The following is a 15,812-nucleotide window of genomic DNA, read 5'->3' as shown; positions in this document are numbered from 1 at the left end:
CATGTCGGAAAGTCAGCCGAAGAGTCTGCCCAACGCCCTGCCGACCAGTCTCAGGCTCTTCCTCTCGGAAGTGTCGGTCCTGTTCCGGCGCTGGCGCACGTGGGCCATGCTCGTGGCGCTCGCCGCGGTGCCGGTGCTCATCGGGCTCGCGGTGCGCTTCTCGCCCAAAGGACCGCCCACGGGCCGCGGGCCCGCCTTCCTCGATCAGGTCACCCACAACGGCCTCTTCGTCGGCGTCATCGGGCTCATCGTCTGCATGCCCCTGTTCCTCCCGCTCACGGTAGGAGTCGTGGCCGGGGACACCATCGCGGGCGAAGCCAGCCTCGGGACCCTGCGCTACCTGCTCGTCGCGCCCGCGGGGCGAATACGGCTGCTCGTGATCAAGTACCTCGCGACGGTGGTGTTCTGCGTGGCCGCGGCGCTCGCCGTCGTCCTCGGCGGGGTCCTCGCAGGCCTGGCCCTGTTCCCGGTCGGGCGGGCAACTTTGCTCTCGGGCGACACGATCGGACCGGGGGAAGCCTTCGGGCGGCTGCTCCTCATGGGCGGCTTCGCGACTGTCTCGCTGCTCGGGCTCGCCGCCATCGGCCTCTTCGCCTCGACCATGACCACGGTTCCGGTCGGCGCGATGGCCGCGACGATCGTCCTCGCCGTCGTCTCCCAAGTGCTCGACGCGCTCGACCAGCTCGACTGGCTCCATCCGTGGCTCCTGAGCGACCACTGGCTCGACCTCGCAGACCTCCTGCGCCAACCGATCTCGTGGGGATCCTTCGGGGAGAACGCCCTCCTCCAGGCGGCCTACGTCGCCTTCTTCGGCGCGCTTGCGTATGGACGGTTCACCACGAAGGACATCCTGGCGTAGGCCCGGAGCAGCGCGCGCCGGGACCGGTCGTCAGACAGCCAGCCCGAAGGTCTCCGCCTCGTCGAACGGCCCCACGACGGTGATGGTGCGCGGTGCGGCCGCGAGCTGACCCGCGAGCTCCCGGACTTCGTCGGCCGTCACCGACCGGATCTGCAGTAGCGTCTCGTCGACATCCTGGAACTCGCCGGAGACGAGCTCCGCGCGGCCCAGCCGTGACATCCGCGAGCCTGTGTCCTCGAGCGCCAGCACGATGCCCCCCGAAAGCTGCCCCACTGCCTTGCGCAGCTCCTCCTCGGTGACCCCATGCTCGGCGAGCTTCGTGAGCTCGGCGTCCATGAGGCCGAGCACCTGCCGCACCTTGGCGGGAGCGCAGCCGGCGTAGAGGCCGAAGTAACCTGCGTCGGCGTACGCCGAGGCGAACGAATAGGTGGAATACACGAGCCCCCGCTTCTCGCGGATCTCCTGGAACAGGCGCGAGGACATTCCGCCGCCGAGCACCGCGTTCAGGACGCTCATGACGTAGCGGCGTTCATCCGTTGCAGTGATCGACGGACAGCCGAGGATGACGTTGGCCTGCTCCACCTGCCGCTTGACCACCGTGAGACCCGGTCGGCCGACGATCTCCGCGGCGACGGTCGAACGGCGTGCGACCGGAGCGGCACCCTCCTCGAGCTTCCAGCCGGCTGACTCGAGCGCCTCGAGCACGAGTCGGCAGACGACGTCGTGGTCGAGGCCGCCGGCGGCCGTCACCACGAGCTCCGAAGGGCGGTAGTAGCGGCGGTAGTGCTCCCAGACCGAGTCGCGGGCGACGGCGCGGATCGCCTCCGGGGTGCCCCCGATCGGCCGGCCCAAGGGGTGGCTCCCGAGGACGGAGGCCACGAAATGCTCATGGGCGACGTCCGTCGGGTCGTCGCCGTCCATCGCGATCTCCTCGAGGATGACGTCGCGCTCCTGCTCGAGCTCGTCAGGGTCGAGGACGGCGGAGGTCACCATATCGGCGATGACGTCGATCGCCATGGGCAGGTCGGTGTCGAGGATCCGCGCGTAGTAGCACGTGCTCTCCTTGGCGGTCGCCGCATTGGACTCGCCGCCGACCTCGTCGAAGGCCGAGGCGATCTCGAGGGCCGTCCGACGATGGGTTCCCTTGAACAGCAGGTGCTCGAGGAAGTGGGTCGAGCCGTGCTGTCCCGCGGCCTCGTCGCGGGAGCCGACACCGACCCAGAAGCCGATGGATGCCGAGCGCTGGCCCGGCATCGCCTCGGTGAGGACACGCACGCCTCCGGGCAGGATGGACCGGCGCACGACGGCGCCCCCATCCTGCCCGAAGATCGTGGTCGTCGACGGCGCACCGTCGACCAGCTGACCGGAGGTCAGCGGCAAGGCAACACTGGCCATGGCCTAGGCGTCGGCCGCCTCGGCACTCGCCTCGACGGTCACAGCCTCCTCGTCGCTGGCTTCGTCTTCGGCGACCACCGGCGCGAGCGAGAGCTTGCCCCGGTCGTCGATCTTCGTGATCTCGACCTGGACCTTCTGGCCGACCGAGACGACGTCCTCGACGTTGTCCACGCGCTTGCCGCCCGCGAGCTTGCGCAGCTCGGAGATGTGCAGGAGGCCGTCCTTGCCCGGGGTGAGCGAGACGAACGCGCCGAACGTCGTCGTCTTCACGACCGTGCCGAGGTAGCGCTCGCCCACCTCGGGGAGCTGCGGGTTCGCGATCGCGTTGATCGCGGAACGGGCAGCCTCCGCCGAGGAGCCGTCGGTCGCGCCGATGAGCACGGTGCCGTCGTCCTCGATCGAGATGTCCGCGCCCGTGTCCTCCTGGATCTGGTTGATCATCTTGCCCTTGGGGCCGATGACCTCGCCGATCTTGTCCACGGGGATCTTGATCGCGATGATGCGCGGCGCGAACTCGGAGAGCTCATCCGGGCCTTCGATCGCGGCGTTGATCACCGAGAGGATGTGGAGACGGGCCTCGCGGGCCTGCTTGAGCGCCGCGGCAAGGACCGAGGCCGGAATGCCGTCGAGCTTCGTGTCGAGCTGGATCGCCGTGACGAACTCGCTCGTGCCGGCGACCTTGAAGTCCATGTCGCCGAACGCGTCCTCCGCACCGAGGATGTCGGTGAGGGCCGCGTAGCGGGTCTGGCCGTCGACCTCGTCCGAGACGAGGCCCATCGCAATCCCGGCGACCGGAGCCCGCAGCGGGACACCTGCGTTGAGCAGGGAGAGCGTCGAGGCGCACACGGAGCCCATCGACGTCGAGCCGTTCGAGCTGAGGGCCTCGGAGACCTGGCGGATGGCGTACGGGAACTCCTCGCGGGACGGGAGCACGGGCACGAGGGCCCGCTCGGCGAGGGCACCGTGGCCGATCTCGCGGCGCTTCGGGGAACCGACGCGGCCCGTCTCACCCGTCGAATACGGCGGGAAGTTGTAGTTGTGCATGTACCGCTTGTGCGTCTCAGGCGACAGCGAGTCGATCTGCTGCTCCATCTTGAGCATGTTGAGCGTGGTCACGCCGAGGATCTGCGTCTCACCGCGCTCGAAGATCGCCGAGCCGTGGACGCGCGGCAGGACCTCGACCTCGGCCGTGAGCTGGCGGATGTCGGTGAGGCCACGCCCGTCGATGCGGACCTGATCGCGCAGGATCCGCTGGCGGACGACCTTCTTGGTGACCGAGCGGAAGGCGGCTGAGAGCTCCTTCTCGCGACCCTCGAACTGGCCCGCGAGCTGGCCGAGGACCTCGTCCTTGAGCGCATCCGAGGCGGCCTCGCGCTCCTGCTTGTCGCCGATGCTGAACACCTCGGCGAGGCGCTCGGCAGCGGCGGAGTCGACGGCCTCGTACACGTCCTGCTCGTAGTCGAGGAAGATCGGGAACTCGGTGGTCGGCTTCGCGGCGCGCTCGGCGAGGTCCTGCTGGGCCTCGCACAGGGCGCGGATGAACGGCTTCGCGGCCTCGAGGCCCTCGGCGACGACCTCCTCGGTGGGGGCGGTCGCGCCCTCCTCCTTGATGAGGTTCCACGAGCGGTCGGTTGCCTCGGCCTCGACCATCATGATCGCGACGTCGTCACCCGCGATCCGGCCGGCGACGACCATGTCGAACGTCGCATTCTCGAGCTGCGAGTGCTTCGGGAACGCAACCCACTGCGGGCCCTCGGCGTCGTGCACGAGCGCGACGCGCACGCCGCCGATCGGGCCGGAGAACGGAAGGCCGGCGAGCTGGGTCGACATCGAGGCCGCGTTGATCGCGACGACGTCGTAGAGCTCGTCGGGGTGGATTGCAAGGACGGTCACGACGACCTGGACCTCGTTGCGAAGGCCCTTGACGAACGCCGGGCGGAGCGGGCGGTCCATGAGGCGGCACGCGAGGATCGCGTCTGTCGAGGGACGGCCCTCGCGGCGGAAGAACGAGCCGGGGATGCGGCCCGCGGCATACATGCGCTCCTCGACATCGACCGTGAGCGGGAAGAAGTCGAAGCCCTCACGCGGGGCCTTGCCGGCCGTCGTCGCGGAGAGGAGCGCGGTCTCGTCGTCGATGTACGCCATCGCCGATCCGGCGGCCTGCTTGGCAAGCCGGCCGGTCTCGAAGCGCACGACGCGCTGGCCGAAGCGGCCGTTGTCGATGACGGCTTCGGCGAACTGGATCTCGGGACCCTCCATAGGAGAGCACCTCCGTTTCATTGTCGGCGGAGGCGCGGAACCCGGTCTTCGATCGAGGCCCTTGGCGCCGCCCGGAGGCCGCCCGCAAAGGCCACTACCGAGGACCGCAGATTGCCGGCGCCTCACGTGGATTCTCGTAGTCGGTGCGTAAACGCTTACGTGGTGGTGTTGCGGCCCGCCCCTACCCTGGAGAAGAGCACTTCCCCAGGGATGAGGCAGGCCGCTTCACAGACTATCGACGCAGGCCGAGACGCTCGATGAGCGAACGGTAGCGGTCGATGTCGGTGTCGTGCAGGTAGGCGAGCATCCGCTTGCGACGGCCCACGAGCGCGAGAAGGCCGCGCTGGGTGTGGAAGTCGTGCTTGTGCTGCTTCATGTGCTCAGTCAAGTCCTTGATGCGCTTGGTCAGAACGGCGATCTGGACCTCGGGGGACCCGGTGTCGCCTTCCTTGGTCGCATATTCCTTGATGATCTCCTGCTTGACGGCGGGATCCAAAGCCATTGGAACTCCTCGTTTCGTGCCGTGCGGCCCGCTGGACGCTCGTCCCCGGGGAACACCGGCCCGTGCTCTGAAAACCTCTGAGAACGGGGCCAGCGCGGCCCAGGCCGCCACGGACTGCAGCGAGGACCACAGGAAATTCTATCAAACGACGCGTACGAGCTCTTCCCGCACTGCCTCGACGCCGCGGAGCACCTCTCCGAAGCTCGTGCTGAGCGGCGACAGGCCCATCCGCAGCCCCTGCGGCGCCCGGAAGTCCGGGATGACCCCACCGGCCCACAGGCGCTGGGTGAGCTCCCGGAACGCCGGGTGCTCGAGCGTGACGTGGCCGCCCCGGCGCTCTGCCTCGGCTGGTGAGGCAAGGACGACCCCGAGGGGCTCGAGGAGCTCCCGGTGCGCGGCGACCGCGAATTCGGTGAGCTTGACCGACTTCTCCCGGATCGCCTGGATGCCGGCCTCTTCGACGAGGGCCAGCATGCCCCGGAGCGGGAGCATCCCGAATATCGGCGGCGTCCCGCTCACGAACCGCCGGACGCCGTCCGCCGGCTCGTAGCCGAGGGCCATCTCGAACGCCTCGCGCCGCCCGAGCCACCCCTGCACGGGCTGGTGGAAGGACTCGTGGTGCCGCTCGGCCACATACGCGAAGGCAGGCGAGCCAGGGCCGCCATTGAGGTACTTGTAGGTGCAGCCCGCTGCGAAGTCCGCGCCCCACTCGTCGAGGGCGACCGGGACCGAACCCGCGGAGTGGCACAGGTCCCACACGATGAGGGCGCCCGAGCGGTGCGCGAGCTCGGTGATCGCCGCGCCGTCCGCGAGATAGCCGGAACGATAGGCGACATGGCTGAGGACGACGACGGCGGTCCGCTCCGAGATGGCCCCGGCGGCCTGCGCCGTTGTCACCCCGGAGGACGGGTCCGCCTCGATCCAGCGGAGTGCGAGCCCGCGCTCGGCCGCGATGCCCTCGACGAGGTAGCGGTCCGTGGGGAAGTTGTCGGTGTCCACGACGATCTCGGTCCGCCCCGCTCTCAGGGGCGCGTGCGAGCTCCACCGCGGCACGGATGAGCTTGTACAGATTGACCGTCGTCGAGTCCGCGATGACCGTCTGCCCTGGAGCGGCGCCGAGGCAGGCGCTCCCGAGCCTGTCCCCGAGCACGAAAGGCTCGGCGAGCCATTGCTCGTCCCAGCCGCGGATGAGGCGGCCGCCCCATTCCTCGTCGATGAAGCGGCGGACCTCCTCCGCGGTGCTCCGGAGCGGGCGGCCGAGGGAGTTTCCGTCGAGATAGGCCACGAGCCCCTCGGAGCCGACGAACTGGCCGCCGAAGCGCGCGAGGGGATCCGCGGCGTCGAGTTCCGAGGCCCGGGTGACGAGCGCGGCCTCATCTCGTGCGTCGTTGCGGGCCGTCCTGCTCACCGGCCGATCTCCGTCCGCACGGCGAAGAGCTCCGGGAAGAATGTCAGGTCCAGGGCCCGGTGCAGGAAGCTGACCCCGCTCGAGCCGCCCGTGCCCGTCTTCAGACCGATCGTGCGCTGGACGGTCCGCAGGTGGCGGAAGCGCCAGAGCTGGAAGTTGTCCTCGAGGTCCACGAGCTCCTCGCAGGTCTCGTACGCGGACCAGTGCTTCTCGGCGTCCTCGTAGATCTCCCTGAACAGCGGCACGAGCTCGGCGCAGAACGTGTGCGCGACCCGCACGTCCCGCTCGAGGACCTCTGCCGGCACCGCGTAGCCGTGGCGGGAGAGGTAGGCGAGGAACTCGTCGTAGAGGCTCGGCGCGTCGAGGAGTTCCTCGAGCTGGGCACGCATCTCGGGTTCGCCGTCGAAGACCGGGAGCATGCCGGCGTTCTTGTTGCCGAGGATGAATTCGACGCACCGGTACTGGCCGGACTGGAACCCGGAGGCATGGCCCAGGAAGCCCCGGAACTGCGCGTACTCGTGGGGCGTGAGCGTCGCGAGCACGCTCCACTGCTCGGTGAGGGTCTTCTGGATGTGCTTGACGCGGGCAATCGCCTTGAGTGCGGCGCCGAGGTTGTCCCCGCGGAGCCACTCGCAGGCGCTCCGCAGCTCGTGGAGAACGAGTTTGAGCCACAGCTCTGTGGTCTGGTGCTGGATGATGAAGAGGAGCTCGTCGTGGTGCTCGGGGACGCTCACAGGGTGCTGGGCGTTCAGGAGCCGATCGAGCTCGAGGTAGCCGCCGTAGGTCATGCGGCCTGAGAGGTCACGGACAATGCCGTCTTCGAGTGCCCGGGTATTGGCAGGGACTGGATCTGTCACCCAGCAAGGGTAGCGAGAATCCGGCGCGCCTGATCGACGTCGACCTTCATCTGCTCCACGAGCGCCTCGGGGCCGCGGTAGGCGACCATTCCCCGTAGCCGCTCGACGAATTCGATGGCTACCCGCTGCCCGTACAGATCGAAGTCCTCGGGCGCCTCGTCCGGGCGGTCGATGACGTGTGCCTCGACCTGCCGCGTGACGCCCACGAACGTCGGGTTCGATCCTACCGAGATGGCGGCCGGCCACGGGGTTCCCGCCTCGTCGACGAGCCACCCGGCGTAGATACCGTCCGCGGGGATGTGCCCGATCGAGTCATGGGAGAGGTTCGCCGTCGGGAATCCGAGGGCACGGCCGCGTGCGGCGCCGTGGACCACAGTGCCGTGCATCGTGTGCGGTCGGCCGAGAATCCCGGAGGCGGTGTGGACGTCGCCGCGGTCGAGGGCCTCCCGGACCCAGGTCGACGAGCAGCGCCGTTCTGTCCCCTCGTCCTCCGCGAGCGGCTCCGGATCCTTCTCGCGGAACTCCTCGACCACTACGACCTCGAAGCCGTACTGCCGCCCGAGGTGCTGCATCGTGGACAGGTCGCCGGCGTTGCCCCGTCCGAACCGCACGTCGTGGCCGACGACGACCGCGCTCGCGCGGAGCCCGTCGACGAGGACATTGCGGACGAACTCCTCCGGCGTCTGTGCCGCGAATTCAAGCGTGTAGTGGAGCACGAGAACGGCCTCGAGCCCGTAGCCGGCAAGAGCTGCAATCCTGTCGTCGATCCCCATGATGAGGTCCGGGGCAGTGTCAGGGCGGTGCACCTGGGCCGGATGGGGGTCGAATGTCACGGCGACGGGCCTGCTGTCCGTGTCACGGGCGGTCCGCATGAGCGTGGCAAGGACCTGCTGATGCCCCCGGTGGACGCCGTCGAAGTTGCCGATGGTGACCGCCGCCCGGCCGAAATCGTCAGGGACCTCGTCCAGCCCGCGCCAGATCTGCACCATCATCCTCGCCTCGTCGCCCAATGTCTCGCGAGCCTTACACTACCGGCTGCGCGTTGCTCCCTGCTGCCTGGTGGCGTGCTGCCTGCTGCCTAGCGGCTCCCGACGGAGCCCCTCGCACTCCCCTGCCGGGGCCGGTTGGTCCACAGCCAGCTGAGCCCGACGAACGGCAGGATGAGCGGGACGAAGCCGTAGCCGCGGCCGTACACGCTCCACACGGTGTCCTGCTGGAAGTCCTGGGGCGCAAGGACGCTCACCGTCCCGACGACGAGGACCCCCAGGAGCTCGACGAGCACGGCACCGCACGTGACGTACCAGCTCGTCACCCCCTTCTTGGCCATCGCCACCGTCGCGACGATGTAGACCGCCGCGGCAAAGGCGCTCAGAAGGTAGGCGAGCGGCGCCTCCCCGAACTTGGTCGCGATCTGGAAGCCGGCACGCGCCGTCGCGGACAGGGCGAAGATCCCGTAGACCGCGACGATGAGGCGGCCAAGGCCCCGGCTCCGTGCGCTTGGCGAGTGCTCAGTGGTCTCAGACACGTCTCAGAACGCTCCATTCCAGATCTGCTCCATGCGGAACAGCATGACGAATACGGTGATCGGCACAGCGGCCAGGACGAGGTTGCTCCAGCGGGTCTTGTCGAGGACGGCCCACCAGAATCCGGCGATCGGAAGGATGAACGCCGTGATGAGGTATCCCCAGAACTCCCAAGGCGCCCCACGGACCGACTCTCCAGCTGCCTGGCGGACCCCCGCGGCGACGCCGAAGACGACGAGGAACAGCTCGACGGCGGCCACGGACAGGATTGCCGCGTCCCCCGGGTACCGCTTGGTCGCGGTCGCGATGATGCACAGGGCGGCCGAGACGGCGCAGACTGCAGTCCCGATCCAGAAGAAGGGGTCGGTCACTCGGACTGCTCTCCCCCGTGTGCGTCTCCCCCGTGTGCGTCTCCCCCGTGTCCGTCTCCCCCGTGTGGGGCAAAGACGAGTTCCGGGCGTGCGGCTGGCCCTGCGTCCTTGAGGAGCGCGACGAGGCTGCCGTCGGGCGCGAACGCCGCAGTTACTTCGTCCCGTCCGCTCGGCGCGACCTTGCGCCCGAACGAGAGCTCGACGGCTTCGTCAGCACTCAGCTCGCGGACCGGCAGGAGCGCCCGTGCGGCCTCCGCGAGGGGCAGCACCGAGAAGTCCTCGGCGAGTTCCTCGAGCGTGCGTGCCTCGTCGATGCCGTAGGGACCGACTTGGGTCCGCCTGAGCGCGGTGAGGTGTCCGCCTACTTCAAGATCCACGCCCAGGTCCCGCGCGAGGGCACGGATGTAGGTTCCCGAGGAGCAGCGGACGGTCGCGTCGACGTCGAGCACGCGGCCCCCACGCTCCCGGCGGACGCCGTGGATCTCGAACGAGTGGACGGTGATGGGCCGGGCCTCGAGCTCGACGCTCTCGCCCGCACGCACGCGGGCATATGAGCGCTGGCCGGCGACCTTGATGGCGCTCACACTGCTCGGGACCTGCAGGATCTCTCCTGTGAGGCGGGCCGCGGCCGCGCGGATCTGCTCCTCCGTGACCGCGGCGGCGATCGTCTCGGACACGACCTCCCCCTCGGCGTCGTCGGTCACGGTGGCCTGTCCGAGCCGGATCGTAGCGGTGTAGGTCTTCGAGGTCCCCACGATGTACGAGAGGAGCCGGGTCGCGCGGTTGATGCCGACCACCAGGACGCCCGTCGCCATCGGGTCAAGCGTCCCGGCGTGCCCGACCTTCCGGGTGCCGGCGAGCCGGCGCACACGGCCGACGACGTCGTGGCTCGTCCATCCCTGCGGTTTGTCGACGATCACGAGTCCAGAAAGCACGCCTCCCAGTATATGGAGCGCGGAGCATGCAACTGCGCCAGGGCGCAGGGCCACACGGTCCTGCCCCGGGAACCGCACTATTCCGCGTCGACGTCCACGTCGTCGAACTCGGACTCGTGCTCGACGTCGTCCTCGTCGCGGTTCTCCGGCTTGCGGTAGGGATCCGGGTCGCCGGCCGGGCGGGCCCTCTCGGCAAGCCGGGCCACCTCCTCGTCGCGGGCACGCGCCTGCCGCAGGAGGTCCTCGACGTGCGAAGCGTTCACGGGCACCTCGTCGGCGACGAACTCGAGGGTAGGCGTGAGGCGGATGGTCAGGTTGCGCCCGAGCTCGCGGCGCAGGATGCCCTTCTTGGCGTCGAGCACCTCCCGCGCGCCCTCCTGGGCCGCAGCGTCGCCGAGGACGGTGTAGTACACGGTCGCGTGCTGGAGATCGTTCGTGACGCGGGCATCGGTGATGGTGATCGCCTCGGCGCGCTCGTCCTTGACGGCCTTGCGCAGCGCTTCGGCCACGACCACCTTGATCCGCTGCGCGAGGCGCGCAGCGCGGGCCGGATCGGCCATGGGAACTCCTTAGATGAACTGGGAAGGGGCCCCGCACCCGCGGGGCCCCTTCTTGGCGGACGCTGTCAGACGCGCGGCTTCTCGCGCATCTCGAACGTCTCGATGATGTCCTCGAGCTGGATGTCGTTGAACGACCCCAGGCCGATACCGCACTCGAAGCCCTCGCGGACCTCGGTTGCGTCATCCTTGAACCGCTTGAGCGAATCGATCGTGAGGTTGTCCCCGACGACCACGCCGTCCCGCAGGAGGCGGGCCTTCGTGTTGCGTCGGATGATCCCGCTGCGGACGATCGAGCCGGCGATGTTGCCGAACTTCGAGGACCGGAAGATCTCGCGCACCTCGGCGGTGCCGAGCTGAACCTCCTCGTACTCCGGCTTGAGCATGCCCTTGAGGGCGAGCTCGATGTCCTCGATGGCTGCGTAGATCACGGAGTAGAACCGCATGTCCACACCCTCGCGGTCCGCGAGCTCGGCCACACGCTCCGCAGGGCGGACGTTGAAGCCGATGATGATCGCGTTGTCGACCGTGGCGAGGTTGACGTCGTTCTGCGTGATCGCGCCGACGCCACGGTGGATGACGCGGAGCTGGACTTCCTCGCCGACGTCGATCTTGAGCAGCGAGTCCTCGAGTGCCTCGACGGCACCGGACACGTCGCCCTTGAGGATGAGGTTGAGGGTGTCGATCTTGCCCTCGGCCACAGCCTTGTCGAAGTCCTCGAGGCTGATCCGCTTGCGGCGCTTGGCGAGCTGCGCGTTGCGCTCTGCCGCCTCGCGCTTCTCCGCGATCTGGCGGGCGGTGCGATCGTCCTCGGTCACGAGGAACGTGTCGCCTGCACGCGGCACCGAGGAGAGGCCCAGGACCTGGACGGGACGCGACGGGAGCGCGGCCTCGACCGGCTCGCCGTCCTCGTCGAACATGGCGCGGACACGGCCGTGGGCCGTGCCGGCGACCATGTTGTCGCCGACGTGGAGCGTACCGGACTGAACGAGCACCGTCGCGACGGCACCGCGGCCGCGGTCGAGGTTGGCCTCGATCGCAACACCGCGCGCGTCCTTGTTCGGGTTCGCGCGGAGGTCGAGCGCAGCGTCCGCCGTCAGGAGGACCGCCGAGATGAGGTCGTCGATGTGCAGGCCCTGGCGCGCGGAGACGTCCACGAACATCGTGTCGCCGCCGTACTCCTCGGGCACGAGACCGTACTCGGTGAGCTGGCCGCGGACCTTGTCCGGGTTGGCGCCCTCCTTGTCGATCTTGTTGACCGCGACCACGATCGGCACACCGGCGGCCTGGGCGTGGTTGAGCGCCTCGACCGTCTGCGGCATGACGCCGTCGTCCGCGGCCACCACGAGCACCGCGATGTCCGTGACCTGGGCGCCACGGGCACGCATGGCGGTGAACGCCTCGTGGCCCGGGGTGTCGATGAAGGTGAGCTGACGCGGCTGGCCGTCGTGCTCGAACGAGATCTGGTAGGCACCGATGTGCTGCGTGATGCCACCGTGCTCGCCCTCGACCACGTTCGTGTGCCGGATGGCGTCGAGAAGGCGGGTCTTACCGTGGTCGACGTGGCCCATGACGGTCACGACGGCCGGGCGGGTCTCGAGCTCGTCGTCGGTCTCCGCCTCGAGCTCGGCATCGAGGTCGATGTCGAACGACTCGAGCAGCTCGCGCTCCTCGTCCTCGGGCGAGACGATCTGGATCTTGTAGCCGAGCTCCTCGCCGAGGACACTGAACGTCTCCTCGTCGAGCGACTGGGTCGCCGTCGCCATCTCGCCGAGGTGGAAGAGCACCGTGACGAGCGACGCCGGGTTCGCATCGATCTTCTCAGCGAAGTCCGTGATGGAGGAGCCACGGCGCAGGCGGACGATCGTGTCGCCGTCGCCACGGGGCACCGAAACGCCGCCGAGCGACGGAGCGCTCATCTGCTCGAGCTCTTGGCGCTTCGCGCGCTTCGACTTGCGCTGCTTGCCACGACCGGCGCCACCCTTGCCGAACGCGCCCTGGGTGCCGCCGCGTCCGCGGCCGCCCTTGCCGAAGCCACCGCCGGCAGGAGCGCCGCCAGGAGCGCCACCCGGGCGTCCCGGGCCGCGTCCGCCGGTTCCGGCCGGGCGTGCGCCCGGCTGGGGACGGTCAGAGCGAGGAGGCATCATGCCGGGGTTCGGGCGTGCTCCACCCGCGCCGCCGCCGCCCTGACGGGGAGCGCCGGAGCCACCCGGGCGCGGTGCACCGGGACGGGCACCCCCGGGTCGAGGCGCACCGGGACGCGGAGCGCCCGGGCGCGGAGCCTGCGGCCGCGGGATGCCCGCGGTGCCACCGGGACGGGGGGCAGGGCGCGGTCCGCCCGGCCTGTCCCCATCGCGCGAACCAGGCCGGGGCATGCCCTGGGATGTCGCGAAGGGGTTGTTGCCGGGACGAGGCGCGCGGTCCTCGCGGCCCGGGCGCTGCATGCCCTGGGAGGACGAGAACGGGTTGTTGCCGGGACGGGGGCCGCTCGGCCGCGGGCCGGGCGTACCCGGGCGCGGGCCGGAGCCCGAGTTCGCCGCAGGGCGCGCGGCGTCCGACGACGGTCGCGAGGCCGGAGCGGGCGAAGGCGCCGCAGGACGGGCAGGCCCCGGCTTGATCCCGGTGCTGTGGGAATTCTGGGATCCCGAGTTCTGGGATCCGGAGTTCCGGGAACCGGAGTTCTGGGACGGCGCAGGAGCGGCTGGCGCAGATGGCGCCGGCTGTGCTGTCTGGGCCGACTGGGTCGACGGCGCTGTCCGGGGAGCCGGAGCCGGCTGCCGCGGCGCAGCAGGCCGGGCCGACGCGGGCGCGGAGGCCTTCGCCTGCTTGGGCGAGCCGGCCGGGTAGGCGTCGCGAAGCTTCTTCACGACGGGCGCCTCGATCGTCGAGGACGCAGAACGCACGAATTCTCCAAGCTCCTGAAGCTTGGAAAGGGCGTCCTTGGAGGTGATACCGAGCTCCTTGGCGAGCTCGTGTACGCGGACCTTGGCCACATTTCTCCTGTCTCGGTCCGCGCCGAGCCAGGCGTGGACCGTCTACTGCTTGCTGCAGGCCTCGTCGTGTGCGAGGCCGTCGGCGGCGCGGAACAACTGGTTCATCGCTACGCGCTCATGGGACGGGGACTCATCGGGTTTCCATCAGATTTCTGACCCGCTTTCAGCTTGGACGGTGACCGTGCCGGCGGGGGCCAGCACGGCGGTGCCGAAGAAGTCGTCGACCGCCGCGTGCTCCACGGCACCCCGGAAGGCACGGGAGAACGCTCGACGTTTGACGGCTTGCGTCAGGCATGCACGGTCGGGATGCAGCCAAGCACCACGACCGGGCATTCGGCGGCGCGGATCGGCGACGACGCGCTGTGGGTCCTCGGGGTCCCGCACCAACCGGAGCAATACAGACCGGGGCGCACTCTGGCGGCAGCCGATGCAGGTCCGCAGTGGTTGCGCCTTACTCTGCACGTTCCACTGCCCCTGGCTTGTTTGGCTTGCTGCCGGGCGCGTTACCCGGACCTGACTATTCTACAGCCTTGGCCGCGGCGTCGGAGGTGATGTCGATTCGCCACCCCGTCAGCTTCGCCGCGAGGCGGGCGTTCTGCCCTTCCTTGCCGATCGCGAGGGAGAGCTGGTAGTCCGGAACCGTCACGCGCGCGGAGCGGCTTCCCTCGTCGACGATGCTCACGGATTTGACCTTCGCCGGGGAGAGCGCATTCGCGATGAACGTCGCGGCTTCGTCGCTGTAGTCCACGATGTCGATCTTCTCGTCGTTCAGCTCCGTCATGACAGCGCGCACCCGCGAGCCCATCTCGCCGATGCACGCGCCCTTCGCGTTGATGCCGGGCACGTTGGCGCGGACAGCGATCTTGGTGCGGTGGCCGGCCTCGCGGGCGATCGCGACGATTTCGACGCTCCGGTCCGCGATCTCGGGCACTTCGAGCTCGAAGAGCTTCTTCACGAGCCCCGGGTGGGACCGCGAGAGCGTGATCGAGGGGCCCTTCATGCCGCGGTGGACGTCCACCACGTAGGCACGGATGCGGCTGCCGTGGACGTACTGCTCCCCCGGAACCTGCTCGGGCGGCGGGAGCAGGGCCTCGACGGCGCCGAGGTTGACCTGGACCATGTGCGGATTGCTGCCCTGCTGGATCTGTCCGGCGATGAGCTCGCCCTCGCGGCCCTTGAACTCCCCGAGCACGTTGTCGTCCTCGACATCCCGAAGGCGCTGGAGGATGACCTGGCGGGCGGTGGTCGCAGCGATGCGGCCGAAGCCCTCGGGAGTGTCGTCGAATTCGCCGATGGGGTTGCCTTCCTCATCGATCTCGGTCGCCCAGATCGTGACGTGGCCGCTCCGGCGGTCGACCTCGGCCCGCGCCTTCTCGATGGCCCCGGGAGACTTGTGGTACGCGAGGAGGAGCGCCTGCTCGATGGTCGGGATGAGCTTGTCGACAGGGATGTCGCGTTCTCGCTCCAGTAGGCGCAGCGCGCTCATGTCGATGTCCACTAGGCCTCCTCGGCGTCGGTGTCGGGTTCGGTGTCGGCGTCAGGCTCGAAGCTCTCGAAGGCCGTCTCGGGTACCGCGTCGATGTGCGAGAACTCGACCTCGACCCTGCCGCCCCGGATCTTCTCGAACGGAAGCGTGACCGGCTCGCCCGGCTTGGGCTTGACCCCCTTGGCCGCGGGACGATCCGGAACTATTGTCACGCCGTCGTCCGTCACCTGCGTCAGGCGGCCGGTGAGGTTTTCGCCCTGGATGACGTTGACCTTCACGATCCTTCCCCGCGCCCGGTGCCAGTGACGGGGCTGGGTGAGCGGGCGGGTGACGCCCGGCGACGAGACCTCGAGGTCGTAGGGCCGGTCGTCGGAGAACGTGCCTGATCCCTTCCGGGTGTCCATGAGGTCCGAGAGCTCGCGGGAGATCTCCGCGATGACGTCGAGGCCCACTCCCCCGGTCTGCTCCTGAGGTAGGTCTACGATCACGTGCAGAGTGCGGTGGGCCCCGGCGGCCTTGATGGAGACGCCTTCGAGGAAGAGGCCATGAGCGGTGACGGTGGGCTCGAGCAGCCCGTGCAGCCGAGCCTCTTCGGCTGCAAACGGCGACTCCGATGCCTTCTCGGACATGGGCGTCCGCCTCCTTCGCTCAGTTGTGTCCTCATAGA

The 15,812-nt window shown here is 69.3% G+C and carries 14 protein-coding genes and 1 pseudogene; 1 reads left to right on the top strand and 14 read right to left on the bottom strand.

The features are described from left to right. Position 1 precedes the first annotated feature (1 nt). Positions 2 to 859 (top strand): ABC transporter permease, encoded by an 858-nt coding sequence (locus tag E6A21_RS08865; RefSeq protein WP_138443770.1) that lies wholly within the window; start codon positions 2 to 4, stop codon positions 857 to 859. Positions 860 to 889: 30 nt separating this feature from the next. On the opposite strand, the gene E6A21_RS08860 is transcribed toward E6A21_RS08865, so the two are convergent. The 14 genes and pseudogenes from E6A21_RS08860 to E6A21_RS08795 form a co-directional block, all read right to left on the bottom strand. Next, a complete protein-coding gene (locus tag E6A21_RS08860) occupies positions 890 to 2,254 on the bottom strand; it encodes a M16 family metallopeptidase (protein WP_138443769.1) in 1,365 nt (454 codons plus the stop codon). Positions 2,255 to 2,257: 3 nt separating this feature from the next. Then, positions 2,258 to 4,513, bottom strand: a complete 2,256-nt coding sequence (locus E6A21_RS08855) for a polyribonucleotide nucleotidyltransferase (protein WP_138443768.1) — start codon at positions 4,511 to 4,513, stop codon at positions 2,258 to 2,260. Between the two features lie 232 nt (positions 4,514 to 4,745). After that, positions 4,746 to 5,015: a 30S ribosomal protein S15 gene (gene rpsO / locus E6A21_RS08850; RefSeq protein WP_136610041.1), complete on the bottom strand. Its 270-nt coding sequence runs from the start codon at positions 5,013 to 5,015 to the stop codon at positions 4,746 to 4,748. 141 nt (positions 5,016 to 5,156) lie between these two features. Next, positions 5,157 to 6,423, bottom strand: a pseudogene (locus E6A21_RS08845) (kynureninase). Then, entirely contained in the window at positions 6,420 to 7,280 is an 861-nt protein-coding gene (gene kynA / locus E6A21_RS08840; protein WP_281281571.1) for a tryptophan 2,3-dioxygenase, read from the bottom strand. The pseudogene E6A21_RS08845 and the gene kynA overlap by 4 nt, the downstream one beginning before the upstream one ends. Beyond that, on the bottom strand, positions 7,277 to 8,269 hold the full coding sequence (locus E6A21_RS08835) for a bifunctional riboflavin kinase/FAD synthetase (protein ID WP_138443851.1): 993 nt from the start codon (positions 8,267 to 8,269) through the stop codon (positions 7,277 to 7,279). Before E6A21_RS08835 ends, kynA begins: the two co-directional genes overlap by 4 nt. 89 nt (positions 8,270 to 8,358) lie before the next feature. Next, positions 8,359 to 8,805: a hypothetical protein gene (locus tag E6A21_RS08830; protein ID WP_138443767.1), complete on the bottom strand. Its 447-nt coding sequence runs from the start codon at positions 8,803 to 8,805 to the stop codon at positions 8,359 to 8,361. 3 nt (positions 8,806 to 8,808) lie between these two features. Continuing rightward, the gene (locus E6A21_RS08825) at positions 8,809 to 9,174 is read right to left on the bottom strand and encodes a hypothetical protein (protein ID WP_138443766.1); all 366 of its coding nucleotides are present in this window, start codon (positions 9,172 to 9,174) and stop codon (positions 8,809 to 8,811) included. Further along, positions 9,171 to 10,109: a tRNA pseudouridine(55) synthase TruB gene (gene truB, locus E6A21_RS08820; protein WP_138443765.1), complete on the bottom strand. Its 939-nt coding sequence runs from the start codon at positions 10,107 to 10,109 to the stop codon at positions 9,171 to 9,173. Before truB ends, E6A21_RS08825 begins: the two co-directional genes overlap by 4 nt. A gap of 77 nt (positions 10,110 to 10,186) precedes the next feature. Continuing rightward, on the bottom strand, positions 10,187 to 10,669 hold the full coding sequence (rbfA, locus tag E6A21_RS08815; RefSeq protein ID WP_138443764.1) for a 30S ribosome-binding factor RbfA: 483 nt from the start codon (positions 10,667 to 10,669) through the stop codon (positions 10,187 to 10,189). Positions 10,670 to 10,734: 65 nt separating this feature from the next. After that, positions 10,735 to 13,659, bottom strand: a complete 2,925-nt coding sequence (gene infB / locus E6A21_RS08810; RefSeq protein ID WP_138443763.1) for a translation initiation factor IF-2 — start codon at positions 13,657 to 13,659, stop codon at positions 10,735 to 10,737. A gap of 144 nt (positions 13,660 to 13,803) precedes the next feature. Next, positions 13,804 to 14,121, bottom strand: coding sequence for a YlxR family protein (locus tag E6A21_RS08805; protein ID WP_138443762.1), 318 nt, complete (start codon positions 14,119 to 14,121; stop codon positions 13,804 to 13,806). A 55-nt stretch (positions 14,122 to 14,176) separates the two neighbouring features. After that, a complete protein-coding gene (nusA, locus tag E6A21_RS08800; protein WP_138443761.1) occupies positions 14,177 to 15,157 on the bottom strand; it encodes a transcription termination factor NusA in 981 nt (326 codons plus the stop codon). Further along, positions 15,157 to 15,774 (bottom strand): ribosome maturation factor RimP, encoded by a 618-nt coding sequence (locus E6A21_RS08795; protein ID WP_138443760.1) that lies wholly within the window; start codon positions 15,772 to 15,774, stop codon positions 15,157 to 15,159. Before E6A21_RS08795 ends, nusA begins: the two co-directional genes overlap by 1 nt. Between the last annotated feature and the right edge of the window lie 38 nt (positions 15,775 to 15,812).

The organism is Sinomonas susongensis, assembly GCF_005877005.1.
Taxonomy (GTDB): Bacteria; Actinomycetota; Actinomycetes; order Actinomycetales; family Micrococcaceae; genus Sinomonas; species Sinomonas susongensis.
Note: the sequence above shows the minus strand (reverse complement) of the source record. Positions and strands in the feature narration are given on the sequence as shown.